Annotated in this window: 21 protein-coding genes and 2 pseudogenes; 3 read left to right on the plus strand and 20 right to left on the minus strand. The window is 64.3% G+C overall.

Annotated features, from left to right (window positions below; all coding sequences use genetic code 11):
• Position 1: 1 nt before the first annotated feature.
• From F8A10_RS14345 to F8A10_RS14365, 4 genes and pseudogenes are all read right to left on the minus strand, one after another.
• Positions 2 to 1,960 (minus strand): heavy metal translocating P-type ATPase, encoded by a 1,959-nt coding sequence (locus F8A10_RS14345; protein ID WP_152368153.1) that lies wholly within the window; start codon positions 1,958 to 1,960, stop codon positions 2 to 4.
• Between the two features lie 579 nt (positions 1,961 to 2,539).
• Positions 2,540 to 3,082, minus strand: a pseudogene (locus F8A10_RS14355) (IS66 family transposase); the annotation flags it as partial.
• A 119-nt stretch (positions 3,083 to 3,201) separates the two neighbouring features.
• Positions 3,202 to 4,584 carry a sensor histidine kinase gene (locus F8A10_RS14360; protein ID WP_018000059.1) on the minus strand — a complete coding sequence of 461 codons (1,383 nt, stop codon included), beginning with the start codon at positions 4,582 to 4,584 and terminating at the stop codon, positions 3,202 to 3,204.
• A gap of 10 nt (positions 4,585 to 4,594) precedes the next feature.
• On the minus strand, positions 4,595 to 5,266 hold the full coding sequence (locus F8A10_RS14365; RefSeq protein WP_018000060.1) for a winged helix-turn-helix domain-containing protein: 672 nt from the start codon (positions 5,264 to 5,266) through the stop codon (positions 4,595 to 4,597).
• A 165-nt stretch (positions 5,267 to 5,431) separates the two neighbouring features.
• Here F8A10_RS14365 and F8A10_RS14370 point away from each other — a divergent pair, with 165 nt between their 5' ends.
• The 3 genes and pseudogenes from F8A10_RS14370 to F8A10_RS21925 all read left to right on the plus strand — a co-directional run.
• On the plus strand, positions 5,432 to 6,961 hold the full coding sequence (locus tag F8A10_RS14370) for an ArnT family glycosyltransferase (protein ID WP_227493516.1): 1,530 nt from the start codon (positions 5,432 to 5,434) through the stop codon (positions 6,959 to 6,961).
• An 8-nt stretch (positions 6,962 to 6,969) separates the two neighbouring features.
• Entirely contained in the window at positions 6,970 to 7,974 is a 1,005-nt protein-coding gene (locus tag F8A10_RS14375; protein WP_227493517.1) for a glycosyltransferase family 2 protein, read from the plus strand.
• Positions 7,968 to 8,270: pseudogene (locus tag F8A10_RS21925) on the plus strand (GtrA family protein); the annotation flags it as partial. The gene F8A10_RS14375 and the pseudogene F8A10_RS21925, both read left to right, overlap by 7 nt.
• Before the next feature lie 34 nt (positions 8,271 to 8,304).
• Here the strand turns inward: F8A10_RS21925 and F8A10_RS14385 are convergent.
• The 16 genes from F8A10_RS14385 to F8A10_RS14460 form a co-directional block, all read right to left on the minus strand.
• Entirely contained in the window at positions 8,305 to 8,544 is a 240-nt protein-coding gene (locus F8A10_RS14385) for a D-Ala-D-Ala carboxypeptidase family metallohydrolase (protein WP_018000064.1), read from the minus strand.
• A 72-nt stretch (positions 8,545 to 8,616) separates the two neighbouring features.
• Positions 8,617 to 8,892 (minus strand): DUF6127 family protein, encoded by a 276-nt coding sequence (locus F8A10_RS14390; RefSeq protein WP_026155384.1) that lies wholly within the window; start codon positions 8,890 to 8,892, stop codon positions 8,617 to 8,619.
• Positions 8,893 to 8,917: 25 nt separating this feature from the next.
• On the minus strand, positions 8,918 to 9,238 hold the full coding sequence (locus tag F8A10_RS14395) for a phage head closure protein (RefSeq protein ID WP_152367663.1): 321 nt from the start codon (positions 9,236 to 9,238) through the stop codon (positions 8,918 to 8,920).
• A 2-nt stretch (positions 9,239 to 9,240) separates the two neighbouring features.
• Positions 9,241 to 9,819, minus strand: a complete 579-nt coding sequence (locus F8A10_RS14400; RefSeq protein ID WP_227493364.1) for a head-tail connector protein — start codon at positions 9,817 to 9,819, stop codon at positions 9,241 to 9,243.
• A 28-nt stretch (positions 9,820 to 9,847) separates the two neighbouring features.
• Positions 9,848 to 10,288, minus strand: coding sequence for a hypothetical protein (locus F8A10_RS14405; RefSeq protein ID WP_152367102.1), 441 nt, complete (start codon positions 10,286 to 10,288; stop codon positions 9,848 to 9,850).
• Between the two features lie 80 nt (positions 10,289 to 10,368).
• Entirely contained in the window at positions 10,369 to 11,652 is a 1,284-nt protein-coding gene (locus F8A10_RS14410; protein ID WP_152367101.1) for a phage major capsid protein, read from the minus strand.
• A gap of 10 nt (positions 11,653 to 11,662) precedes the next feature.
• Positions 11,663 to 12,529, minus strand: coding sequence for a head maturation protease, ClpP-related (locus F8A10_RS14415; RefSeq protein ID WP_152367664.1), 867 nt, complete (start codon positions 12,527 to 12,529; stop codon positions 11,663 to 11,665).
• The gene (locus F8A10_RS14420) at positions 12,516 to 13,823 is read right to left on the minus strand and encodes a phage portal protein (protein WP_227493518.1); all 1,308 of its coding nucleotides are present in this window, start codon (positions 13,821 to 13,823) and stop codon (positions 12,516 to 12,518) included. The genes F8A10_RS14415 and F8A10_RS14420 overlap by 14 nt, the downstream gene beginning before the upstream one ends.
• A gap of 27 nt (positions 13,824 to 13,850) precedes the next feature.
• On the minus strand, positions 13,851 to 15,623 hold the full coding sequence (locus tag F8A10_RS14425) for a terminase large subunit (protein WP_152367665.1): 1,773 nt from the start codon (positions 15,621 to 15,623) through the stop codon (positions 13,851 to 13,853).
• Positions 15,607 to 16,077: a phage terminase small subunit P27 family gene (locus tag F8A10_RS14430; RefSeq protein WP_152367666.1), complete on the minus strand. Its 471-nt coding sequence runs from the start codon at positions 16,075 to 16,077 to the stop codon at positions 15,607 to 15,609. Before F8A10_RS14430 ends, F8A10_RS14425 begins: the two co-directional genes overlap by 17 nt.
• A gap of 51 nt (positions 16,078 to 16,128) precedes the next feature.
• The gene (locus F8A10_RS14435; RefSeq protein ID WP_062563245.1) at positions 16,129 to 16,374 is read right to left on the minus strand and encodes a DUF7220 family protein; all 246 of its coding nucleotides are present in this window, start codon (positions 16,372 to 16,374) and stop codon (positions 16,129 to 16,131) included.
• Positions 16,371 to 17,747 (minus strand): site-specific DNA-methyltransferase, encoded by a 1,377-nt coding sequence (locus F8A10_RS14440; protein ID WP_152367667.1) that lies wholly within the window; start codon positions 17,745 to 17,747, stop codon positions 16,371 to 16,373. The genes F8A10_RS14435 and F8A10_RS14440 overlap by 4 nt, the downstream gene beginning before the upstream one ends.
• A 106-nt stretch (positions 17,748 to 17,853) precedes the next feature.
• Positions 17,854 to 18,267, minus strand: coding sequence for an HNH endonuclease (locus F8A10_RS14445; protein WP_227493519.1), 414 nt, complete (start codon positions 18,265 to 18,267; stop codon positions 17,854 to 17,856).
• A 92-nt stretch (positions 18,268 to 18,359) separates the two neighbouring features.
• Entirely contained in the window at positions 18,360 to 18,740 is a 381-nt protein-coding gene (locus F8A10_RS14450; protein ID WP_068282971.1) for a DUF6362 family protein, read from the minus strand.
• Positions 18,733 to 18,933 (minus strand): hypothetical protein, encoded by a 201-nt coding sequence (locus tag F8A10_RS14455; RefSeq protein WP_028720215.1) that lies wholly within the window; start codon positions 18,931 to 18,933, stop codon positions 18,733 to 18,735. The genes F8A10_RS14450 and F8A10_RS14455 overlap by 8 nt, the downstream gene beginning before the upstream one ends.
• The gene (locus tag F8A10_RS14460; protein WP_454557389.1) at positions 18,930 to 19,541 is read right to left on the minus strand and encodes a hypothetical protein; all 612 of its coding nucleotides are present in this window, start codon (positions 19,539 to 19,541) and stop codon (positions 18,930 to 18,932) included. Before F8A10_RS14460 ends, F8A10_RS14455 begins: the two co-directional genes overlap by 4 nt.
• Between the last annotated feature and the right edge of the window lie 2 nt (positions 19,542 to 19,543).

Consider the following 19,543-nt stretch of genomic DNA (forward strand, 5'->3'; position numbering starts at 1 on the left):
GCTAGCCCCCGCGTTGCCGGCCGACGCCGGACCCCCGCGGGATCATTCTACGGTAGGCATGACGTTGGACGGGGGCGCTGATGCTGTCGACCGTCACCACCTGATCTGGTGACGCTGACTTGTTTTCGTTGCGGCGGATGGGGTCCCTCAGCAAACGCAGCCCGTTGAGCACCACCAGAACCGTTCCGCCCTCGTGACCGACCACCGCGAGCGGGAGAGGCAGCTCGAAGAATAGCGCGCCTGTCACGAGAATGACCATGGCACCCATGGCGAAGGCGAGGTTCTGCCGAATGATCCTCGCCGTGCGACGCGCCAGTCGTTGCGCGTCGGCAAGCCGTCCCATGTCTTCCGACAGAAGCGCCACATCGGCTGCCTGGAGCGCGACGTCGGAGCCCGCAGCACCCATGGCGATCCCGACATCGGCGCGGGCCAGCGCGGCGGCGTCATTGACCCCGTCGCCGACGAAGGCGACCTTGCCTCTGGCAGCCAACTCCCCCGCCATCCTGACCTTGTCCTCCGGCAGCATGTCGGCATGGATTTCCTCGGGCTTCAAGCCGAGCTCTTGGCCGATCCGCAGCGCAACCGGGCGGCGATCGCCGGTCATCATGACGATTTCGCCGACTCCACCTTCGCGCAACGCGGCGAGCGCTGGCGCAGAGGTCGCGCGGGCCTGATCCGCGATGGTGACAGCCCCGATCACGTGCCGATCCCGCCCGAAATAGATGACCGTCTCGGTATCCGCAGCCAGCGCCTTCAGCATCGGATGTTCGATGGACGCGCCCATCTGCGCGGCGAGGCGCGGGTTTCCGGCCCACAGCTGCCCTTCGCCGTCCGCACCGACGATGCCGGCACTCGGTCGGGTGATCACGTTTGTCACTTGGGCCGGTTCAACTCCGCGGCTGAGGGCTTCCTGCCGCACGGCAGCCGCACTGTGATGTTCCGACTGGGCCTCGAGCCCAGCAATCAGCGAGAGGAAGCGCCCTTCATCGCCATCGAGCGCCACCACCCTGGTGACCGAGGCCTTGCCGGTCGTCAGGGTCCCCGTCTTGTCGAAGGCGAAGGTCTCGACCGCCGCCAGTGTCTCGAGCGCCGCGCCGCCCTTGAACAACACACCGCCGCGTGCGGCAGCCGACAAGGCAGACAAGATTGCTGCGGGGACCGAGATCACGATCGCGCACGGGCTCGCAGCCACCAGCAATGTTGCGGATCGGTAGAGCGCCTCCTCCCAGTCGCGCCCCAGCCAGTAGAAGGCGGCGAAGGCCAGCACGGCTCCGGCCATCACCGCCACCGTGTAGCGCTGGCCGAACCACGCGCTAAAACGCTCCGACGGCGCCTTGGCCGCCTGTGCCTCAGTCACGAGGGCGATCATGCGGGCGACCGTGCTCTCCTCGATCGTCTTCGTGACGGCCATTTCGAGCACGCCATCAAGGTTGACCGTCGCCTCAAACACCTGGGCGCCGGGCTGTTTGGCGACGGGCATTGACTCGCCGGTGATATGGGCCTCGTCCAGCGAACCCCGGCCGCTGACAATTACTCCGTCCGCCGGAACGCGCGCGCCGGGCCGCAGCACCACGACGTCATCCACCCGTAGATCGACAGCAGGGACTTCCGAGACCGACCCGTCCGGCGCCCTTCGAAGCGCCGTTTCCGGCCGAAGCTCCATCAGCGCCTCAATGGCCCGGCGAGCGCGGCCAAGCGCACGTTCCTCCAGCGTGGTCGAGATACTGAAGAGCGTTAGCAGGACCGCACCCTCGAAGGGCGCACCAACAGCCGCCGCCGCGACGGCGGCAACGACCATCAGCAGGTCGATATCGAGAACTCGCTCGTCCCACAGGGTGACGGCCGCCCGCCATGCGGCGGGCAAGCCGCCTGCCAGATACACAAGCGAGAGACCTCCGAGAGAGAAGAAAGCCGCGGCAGCGCCCTGAAGCGGCCATAGCGCGAGAGTGGCCAGGAGCATTCCTAGGGCGGTGAGGGCCGTCAGTATGATCGAGCGATCAAGATCAAATACTTTTCTCACTTCATCTCCTGATCGCGGTGTAGGATCACACAATGGAAATGCGCGACAGGTCACCGCAACGCTACCGCCCTTGCCGTAGGTTCAGTAACAAGATGAGAACACCGGCGCTAGTTTCGACGCGCTCAAGCACCTCGTGCTTTGCCTAGTCGAAAGACGGCCACTAGGCTCGACATCGACGTCTCCCCCTATCTGCCGCGCGCCGACGTCGCGACTACCTTTGCTGCGAGCTACATGGGCCGCGTAGCCGGGGGCGGGGAACCCAACGCCCCGGATGACGTTAATGATTCATGTTGCTGCGTCGTGATGCCGTTATAGCCGTCCACCGCCCGGCGGGGTTCCGCTTTTCCTCGCGGGGACTTGGGTGCGTGCGGCTCCCTGCATAAGAGGGGGCCGCAGTGATATCGAATTTCCGTTCACCCCGCCCCTGCAGAACGGAAGGCTAAGTATCACATCCGAAGGCCAGAGCGGAGACGTCGGGGTTCAGGAACTCCGTAAGCGGCGGCGCCGCCTCACCTGCTTTCAGCTTGACGGGTTGAAGTTCCAAGGCAGCAGATCGTCGATCCTCGCTTGCGGGTGACCGGCGGCCACGGCTTCCAAGGTTACCTTCAGGTAGGCAAAGGGCTCAACATTGTTGATCTTTGCGGTGGCGATCAGGGATGCGATGCGGGCCCAGGATCTCCCGCCCTCGTCATGGCCGGCGAAGAGTGCATTCTTCCTGGTCAGGGCAATCGGTCGGATCAGGTTCTCGACATTATTGGAGTCGATCTCGACACGGCCATCGCGCAGGAAAGTCTGCAGCCCGTCCCAGTGGCGGTGGATATAGGCTAGTTTTTCGCCGAGGCGGGACTTCATCGATACGCGGCGGCATTGCGCCTGCAGCCATTCGCCGAATGCGGCGACCAGCGGCGCAGTGCGCGCATGGCGGGCCGAGAGTCGTTGGCCGGGGCCCATGCCGCGGATCTCGGCCTCGATCCGGTAAAGCTCGGCGATCCGGCGCAGTCCCTCGGCTGCGATCTCGGAACCGTCTCGATCGAAGATCTCCTTCAGCTTGCGCCGGGCATGCCCGGAAACCTTCTTCTCCGCGATCATGCTCGCCGCAACCGTCTTGTTCTCGCTGTGAAATTCAATGAGTCTGGACCCTAGCATAACGGCGACCGCAAAAACGATTGCAATCAGGGGGGTTAGTAATCTTCGCGAGCAACAGGCGGAAACGAGACCAGAACGCACAGGCCCGGATGATTATCGTTCAGTGTCAACACCGCGCCATGCAATTCGGCAATCGCCCTGACCATACTGAGGCCCAAGCCATTGCCCGGGGTCGTGCGACTCTTTTCGAGGCGAAAGAAGCGGCGGAAAACCTTGTCCCGTTCCTCAGCTGGGATGCCCGGACCATTGTCGGAAACCTGAAGCAGGGCGCTGTCATCCACCCTCGACAGCGTGACCTCGATCCGCGTGTCTGATGGACAGTGACGCAGGGCGTTTTCAACGAGATTTGCGATCATCTGGGTCAGGAGTTGCTGATCGCCCTGAACCATCGCGTCCTGATCTTCGATGTCAAACCTCAGCGTTTGACCGTTTTCTTCGGCGACGGGACCGTAGGCGTCTTCGATCCGGGCGAGGATCGGGGCAAGAGGGGCTGCGGTAAACCGACCTGACCGCTGACCGGCTTCGATCTGCGCGATCCGCAGCAGGGCGTGGAATGTCTCGATCAGATCGTCGGCGATCTCCACGGCTTGTTCCGCATCTTCCCTGATCTCGGAAGTCAGGTCGGGCGTATTCCGAAGCACATCCAGCCGTTGTTTGAGGCGCTGCATGGGCGTGCGAAGGTCATGGGCGATATCGGCTGAAATCTGTTTCTGGCTTTCGACCATCTGCTGAAGCTGTGTGATGGTGCGGTTGATTTCATCTGCCATACGGGCAAGGTCATCGCCATCGCTGCCAGTGGTGGGGACGCGTCGATCCAACTGCCCCAATGCCACCGATTTCAGCGTCGTGGCGATCTGGGTCAGCCGCCGTTCGGTTTTGCGGCCGACAATGATCCCGGCCAGCAAACCGGTAAGCAGCAAGAGGATAAAACCTGCAACGAATCCGCGGCCTAAAACCTCGCGCAGCTCTTCAAGAAAATAGGTGCTTGTGCCCAATGTCAGCCGGTTCGGGCCGAGTTGCACCGAGTGAAGCAGATAACCCGTCACATCTTCATAGCGGGGCTTGTCGGCTTGGATTGCATTGACCGGGACGTAGTCGCTGCTGCCTTGCCGGTCGATGGCATTGACATTTCCGACCAGAACGTTGCCGTCCGCGTCCTGAAGCAGATAGATCCGATAATCCTCGAAGTTGAACCCGTCAAATCCGCCCAGCTTTGCCTGAACCGCATCCAGACCTTCGCTTTCGTAAAGATTGCCAAAACCGGCTGCATCGTCCGCAAGTTGGTCTAGCACCCACTCGCTGATTTCCCGATCCGCGAAGTGGTAAGTCAGACCAAAGACGAGGGCAGTGATGATGGCGTAAAGTGCGGCGAAACGCAGAGACAACCGCGCCGAGGTCGAGCGCAGGAAGTGAAACATGCCGAGATTCCTAGCCATGCAGGCTATACCCGGCCCCGCGGACGGTATGGATCAACTCGATCTTGAAGGGCCTGTCCACTTTGTTACGTAGCCGGCTGATATGGGTCTCGACGACGTTGGTTTTGGGATCGAAATGGAAATCCCAGACTGATTCCAGCAGCATCGTGCGGGTCAGTACCCGGCCAGCATTGCGCATCAGATATTCCAGTAGCTTGAACTCGCGAGGCTGCAGGTCCAGAGAAATGCCCGCCCGCGTGACCGTACGGCGGATCAGGTTCATTTCCAGATCGGCCACCTGTAAGACGGTTTCCTCGGCTTTCAGCGGCGGCCTGCGAGTCAGCGCTGCCAGCCGCGCTGACAGTTCCTGAAACGAGAATGGCTTGACGAGATAGTCGTCCGATCCCGCCTCAAGCCCCTCGACCCGGTCATTGATCCCGTCCATCGCCGAAAGGATCAGGATCGGCGTCTCGACTCCTGCGCCGCGCACGGATTTGATCAAGGTCAGCCCATCCAGACCTGGCAACATGCGGTCAAAGATCATCACGTCGTAACTGTTGTCCAGCGCCGACAGGAAACCATCGCGGCCATTGTCGCAGTGATCGACCAGATGCCCCTGCGCCCGGAGGCTGGAGGCAATGTAGTCGGCCGTTTCGGGATGGTCCTCGACCACAAGGACGCGCATGGCTGCTGCTTTCCGTATTCTGTCTGCCCGCAGGGATAGCCCACTGTGCGGTTGGGTCAAGACGTCGGGACATTACGGATTGGTATAGTTCCGGCAACGGCCCGGACAGATCGTTCCTGGTAGATAGCTGCTGACACGAACCGTCAGCCGATCGAGCAGGACAAGATGACAACAATAGACGAGGCCCATGTGCGCCAGCACGCGGCGGCGACCCGAACCCGCCCAAATGTGCGACCGACGATGTGTGATATGCAGTTGGATAGCCCGACCCGCCGGTTTCTGGTGGCAGTTCTAACGGCGTTCGGGCTTCTGCGGCTCTGGGCAATGTTTGCCGTACCTTTCTCCGACACGACCGAGGCCCGCTATGGCGAAATCGCCCGCAAGATGGTTGAAACCGGGAACTGGCTGACACCGCAATTCGACTATGGCGTGCCGTTCTGGGGCAAGCCGCCGCTGCATACCTGGCTATCGGCAGGGGGAATGCAACTGTTCGGCGTGAACGAAGCGGCCGCTCGGTTGCCGATCCTGCTGCCCGCTCTGGCGGTTCTGTTTCTCGTCTGGCTGTGGGTGCGTGATACCGTCGGGCGCAATACGGCGTTGGTTGCGATGACGGTGCTTGCGACGATGGCGATGTTCTTTGGCGCTTCGAGTTTCGTGATGACCGACATGCCGATGGTTCTTTGCACGACGCTGGTCATGGTCGGATTCTGGCAGGCGGTCGGTGATGGCAACAGGCGTTGGGGTTATGGCGTCTTTCTAGGGCTGGCAATTGGAATGCTGGCCAAGGGGCCGGTGGCGGTTGTGCTGAGCGGCATTCCCCTGATGCTGTGGCTGGCCCTGACATGGAACTGGCACCTGCTGCGCTTGCTGCCATGGGCGCGCGGCATGGCATTGCTGATAGCGCTGGTCGCGCCTTGGTATGTCGCCGCCGAAATCGCCACACCCGGATTCCTGCGCTACTTCCTCATCGGAGAGCATGTTCAGCGTTTCCTAACCCCCGGCTGGCAGGGCGATCTGTACGGGTCTGGCCATCGGGAAGCCAAGGGCATGATCTGGCTGTTCTGGCTGATGGCAGCCCTGCCATGGAGCTTGGTTGCCACCTTGCTACTGACCCGCCTGGACAAGACGGTCACAATGTTCCGGCAGGATCGCTCGGGCTGGCTGGTTTATCTGTTGCTCTGGGCATTGTCGCCTTTGCTGCTGTTCACGCCCGCATCCAATATTCTCGCCGCCTATGTCCTGCCCGGCCTTCCAGCTGCCGCTGTCTTGCTGGTGGTGCTGTTCACGCAGGTGTTCGAGGCCCAACCGAGCCGTGCAACTCGAACAGGATTTGCCATCGCGACATCGGTAATCTTCGCGTTTTTCCTGGCGCTGATCTCGGGCGCGGTTTTCGCGCCGCAGAAGATCCGATTGAAATCCGACAAGCGGCTCGTTGCGGCCGCCAGCACAGCGATGCCCGATGCGCCGCTCTATACCCTCGGCGGGCGCAGCTACTCGGCCGAATTCTATTCGCGGGGCAAAGCGCGCGCCATTGATCCCGCAGATTTCGCGCGACTGGCCGGCAGCGGTGCATCGGCGGCTTTTTCGGTGCCTCCGACCATGGCGTTGGAGGCGGCGACATTGGGTCTTGAAAACTTGGGAGAATATGGGCGGCACGTCCTGTTCGTCACCCGACCGACGAACGAGGTGAAATGATGGGCCGCATGCAGGATATCAGTCGCGAAACGGCAAACATGAGGCCGCGCGCACTCGATTCAGGGCCATTGGCGCCCGATCTATCCTTTGTCATTCCGGCATATAACGAGGCAGAAACAATCGCGGAAACGCTGACACGGGTGTCGCGCAAGGCGCGCGGGCTGGTGCTGCATTCCGAGATCGTTGTCGTCGATGACGGCAGCAGCGACGAAACGCTGGAACTGGTCACATCCGGCCAATGGGACCTGCCGGTTCGCCTGCTGCGTCTGTCGCGCAATTTCGGCAAGGAACAGGCGATCATGGCTGGGCTGCGTCATGCGACGGGCAAAGCCGTGGTAATTCTCGACGCCGACCTGCAAGAGCCTTTGCGCTATGTCGATACGATGCTGGAGCGCTACCGAGAAGGCTATGAGATCGTCTACGCCGTCCGCGCCCATCGTGATGACGAAAGCTGGTTGAAGCGCCGCTGCACCGCCGCTTTTTACCGCTTCCTGAATATCGGCAGCGAGGTGTCAATGCCTGCCGGAGCGCGGGATTTCCGGCTGATGGATCGAAAGGTGGTCGATGCGCTTTGCGCCCTGCCCGAAAGAAATCGCTTCATGAAGGGGCTTTATGCTTGGGTCGGTTTCCGCTCGCTTGCCATCCCGGTCGAGTTGCAGCCACGCGGCGGGGGCAGCTCCAAGTTCCGCTTCCGCGGGTTGCTGAAACTGGGCATGACCGGGCTGACCGCTTTCACCGACTGGCCATTGCGCATGTGGACCGGCATCGGAATGATCCTTGCCATGCTGTCGATCCTCTACGGGCTGTTTCTAGCCAGCCGCACGCTGCTGCTCGGCCATGCTGTGCCCGGCTGGTCCACGCTGGCAGTGGCGATCTTCTTCTTCAGTGGTATCCAGTTGATGTCCATCGGTGTGTTGGGCGAATATCTGGCGCGGGTCTTCAGCGAGGTGAAAGGCCGCCCCGGCTATCTGATCGCCGAGGATGTCACGATTGCCGCGTCACGCGAATGTTAGGCGAGGTCGTGCGGTTCGCCCTGACCGGGGGTGCAGCAACGCTTGTCCATCTGGGCGCCGCGATTGGCCTTGTCCAGTTTGGCATGCTTCCGCTGATGAGCAACGCCGTTGCTTTCGTGATTGCCTTCATGGTCAGTTTCTTGGGTCACCATCTGTTCACCTTCGCCGGACATGGCTCGGCCGCGACCCAGACCTTCGGACGGTTCGCTGTGGTGGCGGCAATCGGATTTCTAGCAAATGAAACCGTCCTGTTCCTATTGCTGGGCATCGGCTTGTTTCGTCTCGAAGCTGCCGTTCTGATCTCGACCGTCTTTGCAGCTATCTGTACGTTCATCCTGTCGCGCACTTGGGCGTTTGCAGGGAGCGGTTGTGCTCGGGGCTGCGATAGGCCGAGCGGACGATCAGCGGCTTGCCGAGGCGATCACGCAGCGCCTGCAGTCTGTCGAGCGGCGGCGCGTTGACGAGCAGCTTGCCAGTGCCGCGGCAGGCGATTTCGGCTGGGCTGAAGTTCGGCCAGCGCCAGGCACCGTCGGGCACGTCACGCCAATGACGGTAGAAGGTCGTGGTCATACGCGTCCTCCAAACGGAAAAACCCGCCTTCGAGGGCGTGTGTTCTGAACAATTGATCGACGGCAACGCGCATTACGGCCCGCTGCCAAAGATCCTGAGCTTGAGAACGATGCCGGCGAGCAGCGTCAGCATCACGCCGGTTGTGATCATGCGGACTGCCGTCTGCATCGCGGTGCGGCGCACCAGTCGGATGCAGTCCACCAGGGAGCGCAGATCGCGGATGTCGAGCGCGGCTTCATCGCCATCGAGGCCAAGGTCAGCGAGGGCCCGTTTCGCGCCTTGCTCGGCGGCCCGGACCAACAATGCTTCCAGTTCGGCATCCGACCGATCAGAACTGTGCGGTGTCATCGGCGCCTCCCGCATCCTACGCCTCTCACGCCTCGGCCAGCATCTCGAGATAGGCGCCGCCCTCACTGGGCCGAGGGTCTTCCTTCAGGTCGAAGATCACCGCATCGATGACGGCGCGCCATTCGGAGGTGATGGCGCGGGTCTCGGCACTGGCGCGGATGGTGAGGATGGCCGGCGATTTTGACACCAGCCGCGCCTGCATCACGGCCTCGGAGCCGCGCAGGTAGTGGACATGGCACCAGAGGGTGAAGCGATCCTCCCACCCTTGGATCAGCATCCCGTCCGGATCGCGGATGATCACAGCCTGCTGGAAGGTGACCCGGCGCCGCAGGCGTCCGGCAACCATTCTCACAGCCGGATCCTGCGATAGGGGGCGAGCAGCGCATCGACCGCCATGGGCAGCGCCGATGGACTTGCCCCGAGGCTGACCGCCTCGCGATGCTCATACCAATGCGCGATCAGCAGCAGCATGGCCTGACGGATTGCCGCAGGCACATCGGCGGGGGCGCCATAGCCGGCGGTGAAGGTGATGGCCGCGGGGCGGCCGAAGCCGGCCAAGGGTCGCAGCAACAGCCGCTGGTCCTGCAGCGCGATATGATAGTCGAGATCAACGCCCGCGGCATCGGTGAACACCGCGCTGTCGATCTCGCTGTCCGGAAACGGCAGCAGGATCGGGCCGGTGAGGGCATCGAGGTCCATCTGCCAGGATTGCGTGACTAGGCAACGACCGAGAATGCCGGCAGGCCCGTCGAGCCAGGCGGTGGCCGCATCGATATAATGCTGGATCAGCAGGTCCTCGTCCTCGTGATCGACCCGAAGCTGCGCCTTGGCCTCTTCCAGCGTGATCGGCGTGGTCGCGGGCGCGGTGATGCGGGTCAGCGTGAACATGGGCAAAACCCCCTGAGGCAGGGCACGGGCGGTCTTCATCGCCCGCGCAGTTATTGCAGCATCGGTCTCAGGCCTGATCGGCCTGCGGGTTGATCCGGCCGTGACCCTTGATCACCAGGCCGGCAATCGGCGTGCCGGTGGCATGGGTGCCTTCAAGCGCCGCCAGCAGCTTCAGGTAGCGTTTGGTTCCGACATAGCCGAAGCGGTAAACGGCGGCGGTGGCGTGGGCCTCGACCAGCGCCTTGACGATGCCGCCTTCGCCCACGGTCGGGACGCCCAGCAGGTCGGCTGCGGTCACCGCCTCATAGCTGCTGTCGTCATCGGAATGGGTCAGGATGAACTCGATCCTGTTGGTCGAGGTGAAGGTGATGCCGCCCACGCCAATGGCGAGAATGATCTCGGCACCGTCATGACCGCGCAGATCAATGGCCACGGGGGTGCTGTCGTCGGTGAGGGTGGCAGCATTGATGGCCGCGGCCACCGAGAGACTGGAATGCAGATCCTTCATCGGATCCTCCTGTGCAGGAATGTGGGTGGGAAGACGCGGGCTGAACCCTGCCGCGCGCGCGCCTTGGTTCAGCCGGGCGATCAGCTGGCCGCGATCTTCAGCAGCTTGATGGCATCAAAATTCTGCACCCCGCCACCGACGCGCTTGGTGGTATAGAAATGCACATAGGGCTTGTTGGTGAAGGGATCGCGCAGCACCCGGATGCCGAAGCGGTCGACGATCAGATAGCCGCGCCGGAAATCCCCGAAGGCGATCGGGAAAGCTCCGGCGGCGATATCGGGCATGTTGTCGTCATCGCTGATCGGATAGCCGAGCAGCGTTGCCGGCTGGCCAGCCTGGACCGGGGGTTGCCAGAGATAGAGCTCCTCGGTCTTCGACTTCAGCTTGCGGATCGCAGCCTGCAGCGAGCGGTTCATCAGGAAGCGGGCATTCTGCCGGTAGCCCTGCTTCAGCCCGTAGACGAGGTCGATCAGCGCATCGACGCCGTTGTGGCTGGCATCGGTCAATGCGGCCGCGACGCCCGAGGCGGTGTAGCCGATCTTGCCCCAGGCGTAAGAGGCATTGGCGACCGTGTCATAGGCCAGGATGCCGCGGGGCCTGTTCACCCCGTCGCCGGTGATGAAGGCGGCAGCCTCGGCCTCGGCGAAGGCGGTCGAGACCTCTTCGGCCAACCAGGCAGCGATATCGACCCTTGCATCGTCGAGCAGCGTCTGGGTCGCAGCCGGGTTGGCGTAGATCTCCATCGCCGGGAAAGCCAGTTCAGCGAGCCTCGGGGTGGCGGTCTCGGGGCGGGCCTGACGCTCGCCGACCCAGCCGGCCGCAGCGCCCCCCTGATTGACCAGCTTCTTGTAGCTGCCGGCCGAGATCGAGATGACACTGGCGATCGACCGCATGGCCGAGACCGAGCCCAGCACCCGGTCGATGGTCTGTTCCATCTGATCAGGCACGACATAGCCGCCATCGGGATCGCTGTCGGTGCGAAGCGCGGCCTTCACCTCCAGTTCCCGAAGCCCGGCCTCGACGCCGCGGCGGAAGAACTGGTTGAAGGCGCGGGCGTGCTCGCGGGTCTCGGGGCTGTCCGCCCGATCCGCGCTGCTTGCGCCGCCCAGCTTGGCTGCGGCTAGCATGGTGTTGGTCTCATCCAGCGCAGACTGCAGCTTGGTGATCTCGGTATTGATGCGCTCGAGTTTCTCGGCCTGCACGACATCGGCGAACTTCGCGTTGATGCCGTTGATCTCGGCTTGATGCTCGTCCTTGAAGGCGGCAAAGGCGCGGTTCAGATCGGCGAGGATGGCGTTGGCGTCGCCGGCCTCGGCGCGCACGCGAACGGCCCCGCGAATGCGGGGGGATTTCTGGATGCCCATGATGGTTTCCTTATGAGCGGATGGTGTCGATGAGCTGCCGGATGGCGCTCACGGGGATGCCAGCGTTCTGCGTGGCGGGTTCGGCAGCGTTGCGCGTGCCGGTAATCTGTTTCAGCATCGCGCGCCGCTCGCTGCGGGGGATGCCTTGCTGCGCCAGAGCCGCGTCGATGCGGCGCCGCGCCTGAATGTCGGGGCGCGACTGCGCGCCGCTCTGCGGTGACTGCGCGGGCAGGCCAGCGGCCGAACCCTCGACCATGCAGTCGGCCATCCCGGCCGCAATCGCCTCCTCGGCGCTGAGAAAGGTCTCGGCATCCAGCAACGCGACAACCTCGACCTGTGGCCTGCCACTGCGGGCGGCATAGATCCCGGCCAGCGCGGCATCGAATGTCTCGAAGAGCGCAGCGGCCTCAGCCATATCGTGGCGATTGCCGATCACCACGCCCCAGGCATTGTGCAGCATCAGGAAGCTGCCGGGGCTCATGTGGATCTCGTCGCCGGCCATGGCGATGATGGAGGCCGCCGAGGCCGCGAGGCCCAGCACCTCGACGGTGACCGCGGCCGGATGGGCGCGCAGCAGGTTGTAGATGGCAATGCCCTCGAACATGTCGCCGCCCGGCGAGTTGATCTGCACCGTCACCGCCTGCGGGCCGATCCTGCTGAGCGCCGCTGCGATCCGGCGCAGGCTCACCCCACCGCCCATGCCATCCTCGCCGATCACGTCGAAGATGGTGATGGTGCTGTCGCTCTCGGTGACGGAAGTGACCTGCGCGGCGACCGGCGTTTCGGCCCAGCGGACCAATGCGTCCGATGGCGCATCGGCCTGGAACGCCGCGGGGCGCGGCAAGGCCGGTCCGGCAGGAAGATCACGCAGGCTCATCGGAAACTCCTTCGCTTGTGGGCGCGTCCGCATCGTCACCCGCGTCCCCGGCCGCAGCCGTCATGTTGGGCGGCGGATAATAGATGTCGCCGCCGGCACGTGGATTCTGGTCCTCGAGCGCGCGGATCTCGTTGGGGCTGTAGACGCCCCATTGCAGGCCTTTGACATAGGCTTCCCAGCGGGCCCGGATGTCGCCCTTGACGAGGGCTGCGCGGTTGAACCGGGCATAGAGCAGATCATCCGCGCCGATCAGGTCGCGGTCGATTGCCTCCTCCCACATGGTCAGGTGATCCTCGAGCGTATAGGCTACGAAGCCGATCGACTGCTGCTCGATGCCGGTGCCCCAGCTGGTGGACTTCTCGGTGTCGCCGATCATGTGCGGCGGCACCCCGAAGAACATGGCGATGTCGGTGCGGCTGAACTTGCGGCTCTCGATCCATTGCGCGTCCTCGGCGGTCATGGCGATGCGGGCGTAATCCATGCCTTCTTCGAGGATGAGGTGCTTGCCCTCCTGGTCACCGCCGGCGCGGAATGCCTCGAGCCCGGCCTTGAGATTGGCCACCGCTTCAGGGCCAAGCTTCTGCGGATGCTTGAGGACGCCCGAGACCCGTGCCCCGTTGCGGAAGGTGGTGGCGCCGTGATCCTCCATCGCCAGCGCCAGACCGATGGTCTCGCGGGCATAGGCGATTGGTGAGACACCTCGCACCCCGTCCAGCGTCAGCCCGACCAGATGCAGCACCTCGTCCTGCGGCAAGCGCAGCCGCCGGCCATCGGGGCGGGTGTAGAGGAACGTCAGCGCCAAATCGTCGCCCTGCGCCACCTCGACCCGGTCGGGATGCAGCGGGATCAGCGCCTGCACGGTGCCGCGCGAGCGCACGATCATGGCATAGGCATTGCCGCGCAAGAGCAGATGCGCCTGCAGCATCCGGCGGAACTGCGATGGCGTTTGCCAGCGATTGGGCCTTCGCCGCAGCAGCTGCCAGATCGGGGCATCCGAGGCATCCTCGCGGGTCCGAGCATCGACCCGGCGCTTGATATGCAAGGGCAGCGTTGCCACCGCGCCGGAAATGATGCGCACGCAGGCATAGACTGCCGCCACCCGCATGGCGCTGTCGGGCGTCACCGCCATGCCGGAGCCGCTGACCGCCCCGGCCCTCAGCGCAGCGTCCAGTTCGGCAGCGGAGGTGATGACCAGCCCGCCACCCGCCTCCTGGACGGACGCGCGCGGTGATGGGGCGTGCGGAGGCGAGGCCGCAGGCGGGGCGCCTGCAAACCAGCGGGACCAGAAGGACATGGGCATTCTTTCCGTAAGACGAGTAGCCTACAGCACCAGGATGCTGCGGCTGTCATAGACCGAGCGGCCGGCATTGACGTCGCGCAGGAGCGCCCGGCCGAGGGCGTTGCAGATCGCGACAATGCCGTCGATGCGCTCCGAGGAGCGTTCCTTGTCCGGCTTGATATTGCCGGCCGGATCATGGCGCACGGCGACATTCGAGGCATTCCAGCGCAGCACCGGATGGCCGCCATGCCACAAGAGCCGCGACACCGAGAGCCGCTCAAGTTCCGCGGTCGGCGCCGCCATGCTCAGAAACCCCTGACCGAACTGCACCAGGTTGATCCCCTCATCCTGCAGATGCTGGACGATCTCTCCGGCGAAGGTGCGGTCGTAAGAGAGCTCGCGCAGATCGTAGCGCCCCGCGAGTGCGATGATCTCGGCCTCGATAAAGGCGAAATCGGTGGCATTACCCGGCGTGGCCACAAGGAACCCCTGGTTGCGCCAGGTATCGTAGGGCACCCGGTCGCGCCGGGCGCGGCGCAGGATGTCCTCTTCCGGCACCCAGAAGCGGCTGAGCACGATCCATTTGTCGGCCAGATCACCGAGCGCGGGGGCCCCAGTTGGCGGGAACAGCAGTGTGAGCGCCGATAGGTCGTTGACCCGGGCGAGATCCAGCCCGCCATAGCATTCGCGCCCGAGCAGCTTGCCTTCCAGATCCTCCAACCCCGCGCGAACCTCCTGCCAGTCAGTGGCGTCAGGCGGCCCGCCCTCGGCCCATACGCCCATGTCGAGCCAGCGGGTGATCTGTTCGGTCCATTCATTCAGCCGCAGCCGCCGGATCGCGTTCTGCTGCGCCGGCATCTCGCGGGCCTCGTCGATCTGGCGCTTCAAATCCTCCATTTTCACCGTCACGCCGAGGCTCGGGTTCGCCTTCACCCAGACATCCGCGTCGGTCCAATCATCGCCCTCGTCGATGGTGGCGATATAGGCAAACCAGCTGGCGGCCGTCTCATGCGGCACCGTGCCCTCCAGCGCCTTGACCGAGAACTCATGATGCTGGCGGCAGACTGAGTGGCGGTCATACCCGGCCGTGGTGATTTCGACGATCAGCGGCTGGCGGCGGGCGCCGGTGGCGGTGTTGAGCTTCTGGATGATCTCCGGCCCGGGATGCTCATGCACCTCGTCCACAGCCGCCAAATGCACGTTGAGCCCGTCCATCTTGCTGGCATCCGCCGAGAGCGGCCGGAACCAAGACGCGGTCGGCAGCACCGCGAGGTTATTCACCGTCTTTGTGACCCGGCTTGAGAGCGCCGGGCTAGCCGCAACCATGCGCTCGGCCTCGCCAAACACGATCCGCGCCTGATCGCGGGTGGTGGCGGCCGCATAGACATGGGCGCCCGGCTCCCCATCGGCAATCAGCGCATAGAGCGCGATCCCCGCCAGCAGCGCCGATTTGCCGTTCTTGCGCGCAACCTCGACGTAAGCGGTGCGGAACCGGCGCAGCCCATCGGCGCGTTTCCAGCCGAACACGGCGCCGACGACGAAGGCTTGCCACGGCTGCAGCACGAAGGGCTGCCCGGCCCACTCTCCGGTCGAGTGCCGCAGATGGGTGAAGAACTCGATCGCGTGCAGCGCCGCCGTGCGGTCCCAGGAGAGGCCGCGGCTCTTGCCGGTCTTCAGGTCCTCCAGATGCCGTGCGCAGGCCAGCTTCACCAGCCGGCCGGCGGTGATCTTGCCGCCGGTGACCGCCTTTGCATAGGCGGTGACCGGGCACGCCGGTGCCTTCCGAGCGGTATCAGATTTACGCGCTGCTGCCACGGTTCAGAAAATCCTCGAACGGGTCGCGGGTCTTGGACGGCTCTGCCATGCGCACCCGGGTGCGGCTGGATGGCGTCATCCCGAACTCACTCTCGATCTGGCCCATCTGCGCGAGGCATTTATTGGCCACCGCCAGGAACGGGTTCTGGATGATATTCCCGCCCACGGTCTTCACCACCGGGCCGCGGCGCTTGACCTCGGCCTCCGCCTCGAGCCAGCGGCGCCAGATCACCACGTAACGGGCCAGCGCGCCGACATCGAGTTCGGTCATCACCCCATGCCGCGCCAGCAGCGCGGCCATCTCGGTGAACTTCGCGGCAGCCGCTTCGTCGAGATGCTCGGGCGGGTCCGGGGTCGCGACCACCGGCTGCGGCTCATCCGGGTTCAGCCGGTGCGACCGGGCCGTGCCCTTGACCAGTTTGAGCTGCGTCGGCAGTGGCTTGCGACCCGCCATGATCCTTGTCCTTTCCGGCTGTTCTCCTCCCGCAATGCTGATGAATCGGGCTTATCCCCGAGAGTCGGACTCGTGCTCGCCGCCACCGACCCGCATAGCCTCGAACACCCGCCGCAAGGCGAAGGAACGCACTATCGATACGATGGTAAAAATCCCGCCCATCGCCATGTTCTGCGTCAGCGTGACGTGCAGCCCGAAGAACGGGAAGATCAGGATCTGCGTGGCGACGGCAACGCCATATCCGACGATGACATTGGCGATGGACTCGACCAGCGACATGAGGCGTGATTGTTTCATGCTGCCTTGCTCCGGCGGCGCTTGCGGGGGGCGGCGTCACCCTTAGCGTCGTCATCCGCTTTCTCGGCCCCGGCATCATCGCCCAGCCGCTCGGTCCTCACCTGCGCGAAGGTCCGGCCGTCGCCATCGAGGATCGCGTCCTTGCCGGTCTCGGCCTGCCAGCGTTCCACAGCGACATCGACATAGGCGGGGCTGATCTCCATCGCGAAGACGCGGCGGCCGTTGACCTCGCCGGCCATGATCTGCGAGCCCGAGCCCGAGAAGGGCTCGTAGCAGAGGCCGCCGCGCGCGACATGCTGGCGCATCGGGATGCCGAAGGCATCGAGCGGCTTCGGGGTCGGGTGATCAGGGCGCTCGTCCCTGGCGAAGGACGGCATCTCCCAGGTCGAGGGCAGCGTCTGATCGGCGACCTTGGGCGGTCGGTTCGGGCGACGCCAGCCCATGAAGCAAGGTTCGTGCTTCCAGAGATAATGCGACCGGGTGAGAACACCGCGGTCCTTCACCCAGATGATCTGCTGATGCACAAACGCCCCGGCCTTTTCCCAGCAGGCTTCCAGCATCGCCTGGCGGCGCGAGGCGTGCCAGCAATACCAGGCCGCATCCTCGGTAATCGCCTCGGCCACCGCCGCCGCGATGAAACCGTCATAGAGTTCTGCCCCTTGGCTCGAGTCATCCCAGGTCGTGCCGTAGGACGCCGACCAGTCCTTGTTGCGGGTCGGGTGGTTGCTGCCGTCGTAATCGACCAGATACGGCGGGTCGGTCGCGAACAGCACGGCGCGCTCGCCATTCATCAGCCGGCGCACATCGTCGTGGGATGTGCTGTCACCGCAGAGCAGCCGGTGATCGCCGAGCAGCCACAGATCGCCGGTGCGCGAGGCCGGATGACGCGGAGGCTCGGGGATAATGACGGGTGGCGTCGACGTCTCGTTCTCCGCTTCCGCGCCGGCCAGCAGTCGGTCCAGTTCGCCGTCCTCAAAGCCCATGATCCCGAGATCGAAACCAGCCTCCTTCAGGTCGGACAGTTCCAGCGCCAGCAGCGCCTCGTCCCAGCCCGCATTCAGCGCGATGCGGTTGTCGGCCAGCACCAGCGCCCGGCGCTGGCTCTCGGTCAGGCCGGTCAGCCTGATGGAGGGCACGGCGTCCATGCCAAGCAGGCGCGCGGCCAGTACGCGACCATGGCCGGCGATGATGGTGCCGTCCTCGGCGATCAGCACCGGGTTCACGAATCCGAACTCGCGGATCGAGCCGGCGATCTCGGCCAGCTGCGCCTCGGAATGGGTACGGGCGTTGCGCGCGTAAGGCACGAGGCGATCAAGCCCATGATATTCGATGACAAGTTCGCGATCGGACACGGCTGTATTTCCTTGTTGCATGGGCCGCTACCCCCCCCCCTCGCCATTTTGGCCACGGATGCAGAAAGCTTGGCGCGCGGTCCTGGGAGCGAACTCTCCAGAGATTTGACCTCCCCCGGGGGGCCTATCAGCAGCGCCGCACATTGCCGAAGCCGCCATCCTTCGCAGCCGTCTTCCTGCCGTGGCACGATGCACACAGCGCCTGCCAGCGGGTGCGATCCCAGAATACCGTCTCGTTGCCGCCATGCGGATCGATGTGATCGACGACGCTGGCCGGTCGGATCAGATCATGGCGCTCGCATTCCACGCACAGCGGATGATCGTGCAGGAAGGATGCGCGTTCCGTTCGCCAGCGCTTTGAGCGATAGAGCGCGCGGGCCAGCGGATCCCGCTTGCGAGCGTAGTCCCGATCGCGCTCCCGCTTTTCGCGCCGGCCAACCGGGCGATGGATCGGTGGGCGGACGGGCATGATGCTGATCTCGATGGTGCAGGGGGCGATGACGATGGTGGCGGAAACGACAACGCCCGCGATGGGTTTCACCGTCGCGGGCGCGCTACTCTCCCGAGCATAGTCAAAACTATAGCTGATTTGCCCTCGTTTGTTGCATGGAAAAGTGTTGCAACACATCGGAGTCACTGCGCATTCAACCGCGCCGCGATCTTTGTGAGCGCGAGCTGCCAGCGTCGCCACGCCGTGGTTCGATCGCAGCCATGCTCATGGCTGATGAGTTTCCAGGGCACGCGGGCAGCGCGTTTCCAGACGAGTTTACGCTCGTCCTCTTCGATCCAGAGCACCCAATCAAAAGTCCGCTCGAGCCGGGTGATCGCCGCGGCCGAGGGCCACACCCGCATCGGCTCGGGTTCCATGAACGCAATCTCGCGCCTCGACCGCACGATCTCGGGCCAGGTGTTGAAATACCCCTGCGCCTTGACCGACGGCAGCTTACGCAGGGTACGAAACGCCTCCTCGAAATGATCGGCGACGCACTCGGCAGTCCATTCGCGCTCAGCCATGGCGCGCCTCCCTGTCGGAAGGACGTGGTCCGTAGAGCTTCTCGCCGAGCTGTCGGACCAGTTCACGCTCGGGCCAGGTGAGGCGGTCGTCATCGGCGGAGACCGCGAGGACGCCCTGTTCCTGCCAGCCCTCGCGCTTGACCTGTTCGGGATCCCGGCGCCGGCCGCCGTAACCGTGGGGATGCCACCTCATGCGACACCTCCCTTCGTCTCGAGCGCCCAGAGCAGGATGGCGATGGCGTCGGCCTCGTTGTCGTCGGCCGGGCTGAAGCCGCGGGCGCGGACGGCGGCGACCATCGCGGCCTTGTCGGCGTTGCCCTTGCCCGCGGCGTGACGCTTGATCGTGCCGACCGGAACACCCTCGTAGGGCACGCCCCGAAGCTCAGCCCATGATGTGAGCGTGGCCATGAGCCCGCCGTAAATATGGCTCGCGTCGGTGCCTGCGTGGCGGCGAACTTCCTCGAACCAGATGGCGGCGACGGGTCCGGAAAGCCGGTCGATCTCGGTCAGCCAGTTGGTGAAGCGGAGATACCGCATGCCGCCGCCGTCGAAGCGGCCGGGGCGCAGCGAGACGGTGCCGCTGGTGATCAGGCCGTCATGGCCGCGGATCGCCCAGCCGGTCGTGGTGCCGAGGTCGAGCGCGAGGATGCAGCGGCCCACTCCATCAACGCCTTGAAGACCGGGGGCGGCGGTGACGGGTGTGACGGATGGTTCCTTATCCGCTCCACAGGCGCGCACATGCGCGCGCGTAACGGTCATATAAGTATGATCCGTCACATCCGTCACAACATCTGAATCCATTG

The organism is Paracoccus kondratievae (assembly GCF_009301415.1).
Taxonomy (GTDB): domain Bacteria; phylum Pseudomonadota; class Alphaproteobacteria; order Rhodobacterales; family Rhodobacteraceae; genus Paracoccus; species Paracoccus kondratievae.

Bases quoted from the DNA above. Each gene is read 5' to 3' on its own strand.
- F8A10_RS14455 (WP_028720215.1), bottom strand. From the start codon at position 18,933: ATGAGGTGGCATCCCCACGGTTACGGCGGCCGGCGCCGGGATCCCGAA.
- F8A10_RS14385 (WP_018000064.1), bottom strand. From the start codon at position 8,544: ATGACCACGACCTTCTACCGTCATTGGCGTGACGTGCCCGACGGTGCC.
- F8A10_RS14430 (WP_152367666.1), bottom strand. From the start codon at position 16,077: ATGGCGGGTCGCAAGCCACTGCCGACGCAGCTCAAACTGGTCAAGGGC.
- F8A10_RS14365 (WP_018000060.1), bottom strand. From the start codon at position 5,266: ATGCGCGTCCTTGTGGTCGAGGACCATCCCGAAACGGCCGACTACATT.
- F8A10_RS14360 (WP_018000059.1), bottom strand. From the start codon at position 4,584: ATGTTTCACTTCCTGCGCTCGACCTCGGCGCGGTTGTCTCTGCGTTTC.
- F8A10_RS14450 (WP_068282971.1), bottom strand. From the start codon at position 18,740: ATGGCTGAGCGCGAATGGACTGCCGAGTGCGTCGCCGATCATTTCGAG.
- F8A10_RS14395 (WP_152367663.1), bottom strand. From the start codon at position 9,238: ATGGTTGCCGGACGCCTGCGGCGCCGGGTCACCTTCCAGCAGGCTGTG.
- F8A10_RS14405 (WP_152367102.1), bottom strand. From the start codon at position 10,288: ATGAAGGATCTGCATTCCAGTCTCTCGGTGGCCGCGGCCATCAATGCT.
- F8A10_RS14375 (WP_227493517.1), top strand. From the start codon at position 6,970: ATGCAGGATATCAGTCGCGAAACGGCAAACATGAGGCCGCGCGCACTC.
- F8A10_RS14415 (WP_152367664.1), bottom strand. From the start codon at position 12,529: ATGAGCCTGCGTGATCTTCCTGCCGGACCGGCCTTGCCGCGCCCCGCG.
- F8A10_RS14440 (WP_152367667.1), bottom strand. From the start codon at position 17,747: ATGCAACAAGGAAATACAGCCGTGTCCGATCGCGAACTTGTCATCGAA.
- F8A10_RS14390 (WP_026155384.1), bottom strand. From the start codon at position 8,892: ATGACACCGCACAGTTCTGATCGGTCGGATGCCGAACTGGAAGCATTG.
- F8A10_RS14400 (WP_227493364.1), bottom strand. From the start codon at position 9,819: ATGAAGACCGCCCGTGCCCTGCCTCAGGGGGTTTTGCCCATGTTCACG.
- F8A10_RS14410 (WP_152367101.1), bottom strand. From the start codon at position 11,652: ATGGGCATCCAGAAATCCCCCCGCATTCGCGGGGCCGTTCGCGTGCGC.
- F8A10_RS14460 (WP_454557389.1), bottom strand. From the start codon at position 19,541: ATGGATTCAGATGTTGTGACGGATGTGACGGATCATACTTATATGACC.
- F8A10_RS14435 (WP_062563245.1), bottom strand. From the start codon at position 16,374: ATGAAACAATCACGCCTCATGTCGCTGGTCGAGTCCATCGCCAATGTC.
- F8A10_RS14420 (WP_227493518.1), bottom strand. From the start codon at position 13,823: ATGTCCTTCTGGTCCCGCTGGTTTGCAGGCGCCCCGCCTGCGGCCTCG.
- F8A10_RS14370 (WP_227493516.1), top strand. From the start codon at position 5,432: ATGACAACAATAGACGAGGCCCATGTGCGCCAGCACGCGGCGGCGACC.
- F8A10_RS14345 (WP_152368153.1), bottom strand. From the start codon at position 1,960: ATGCTCCTGGCCACTCTCGCGCTATGGCCGCTTCAGGGCGCTGCCGCG.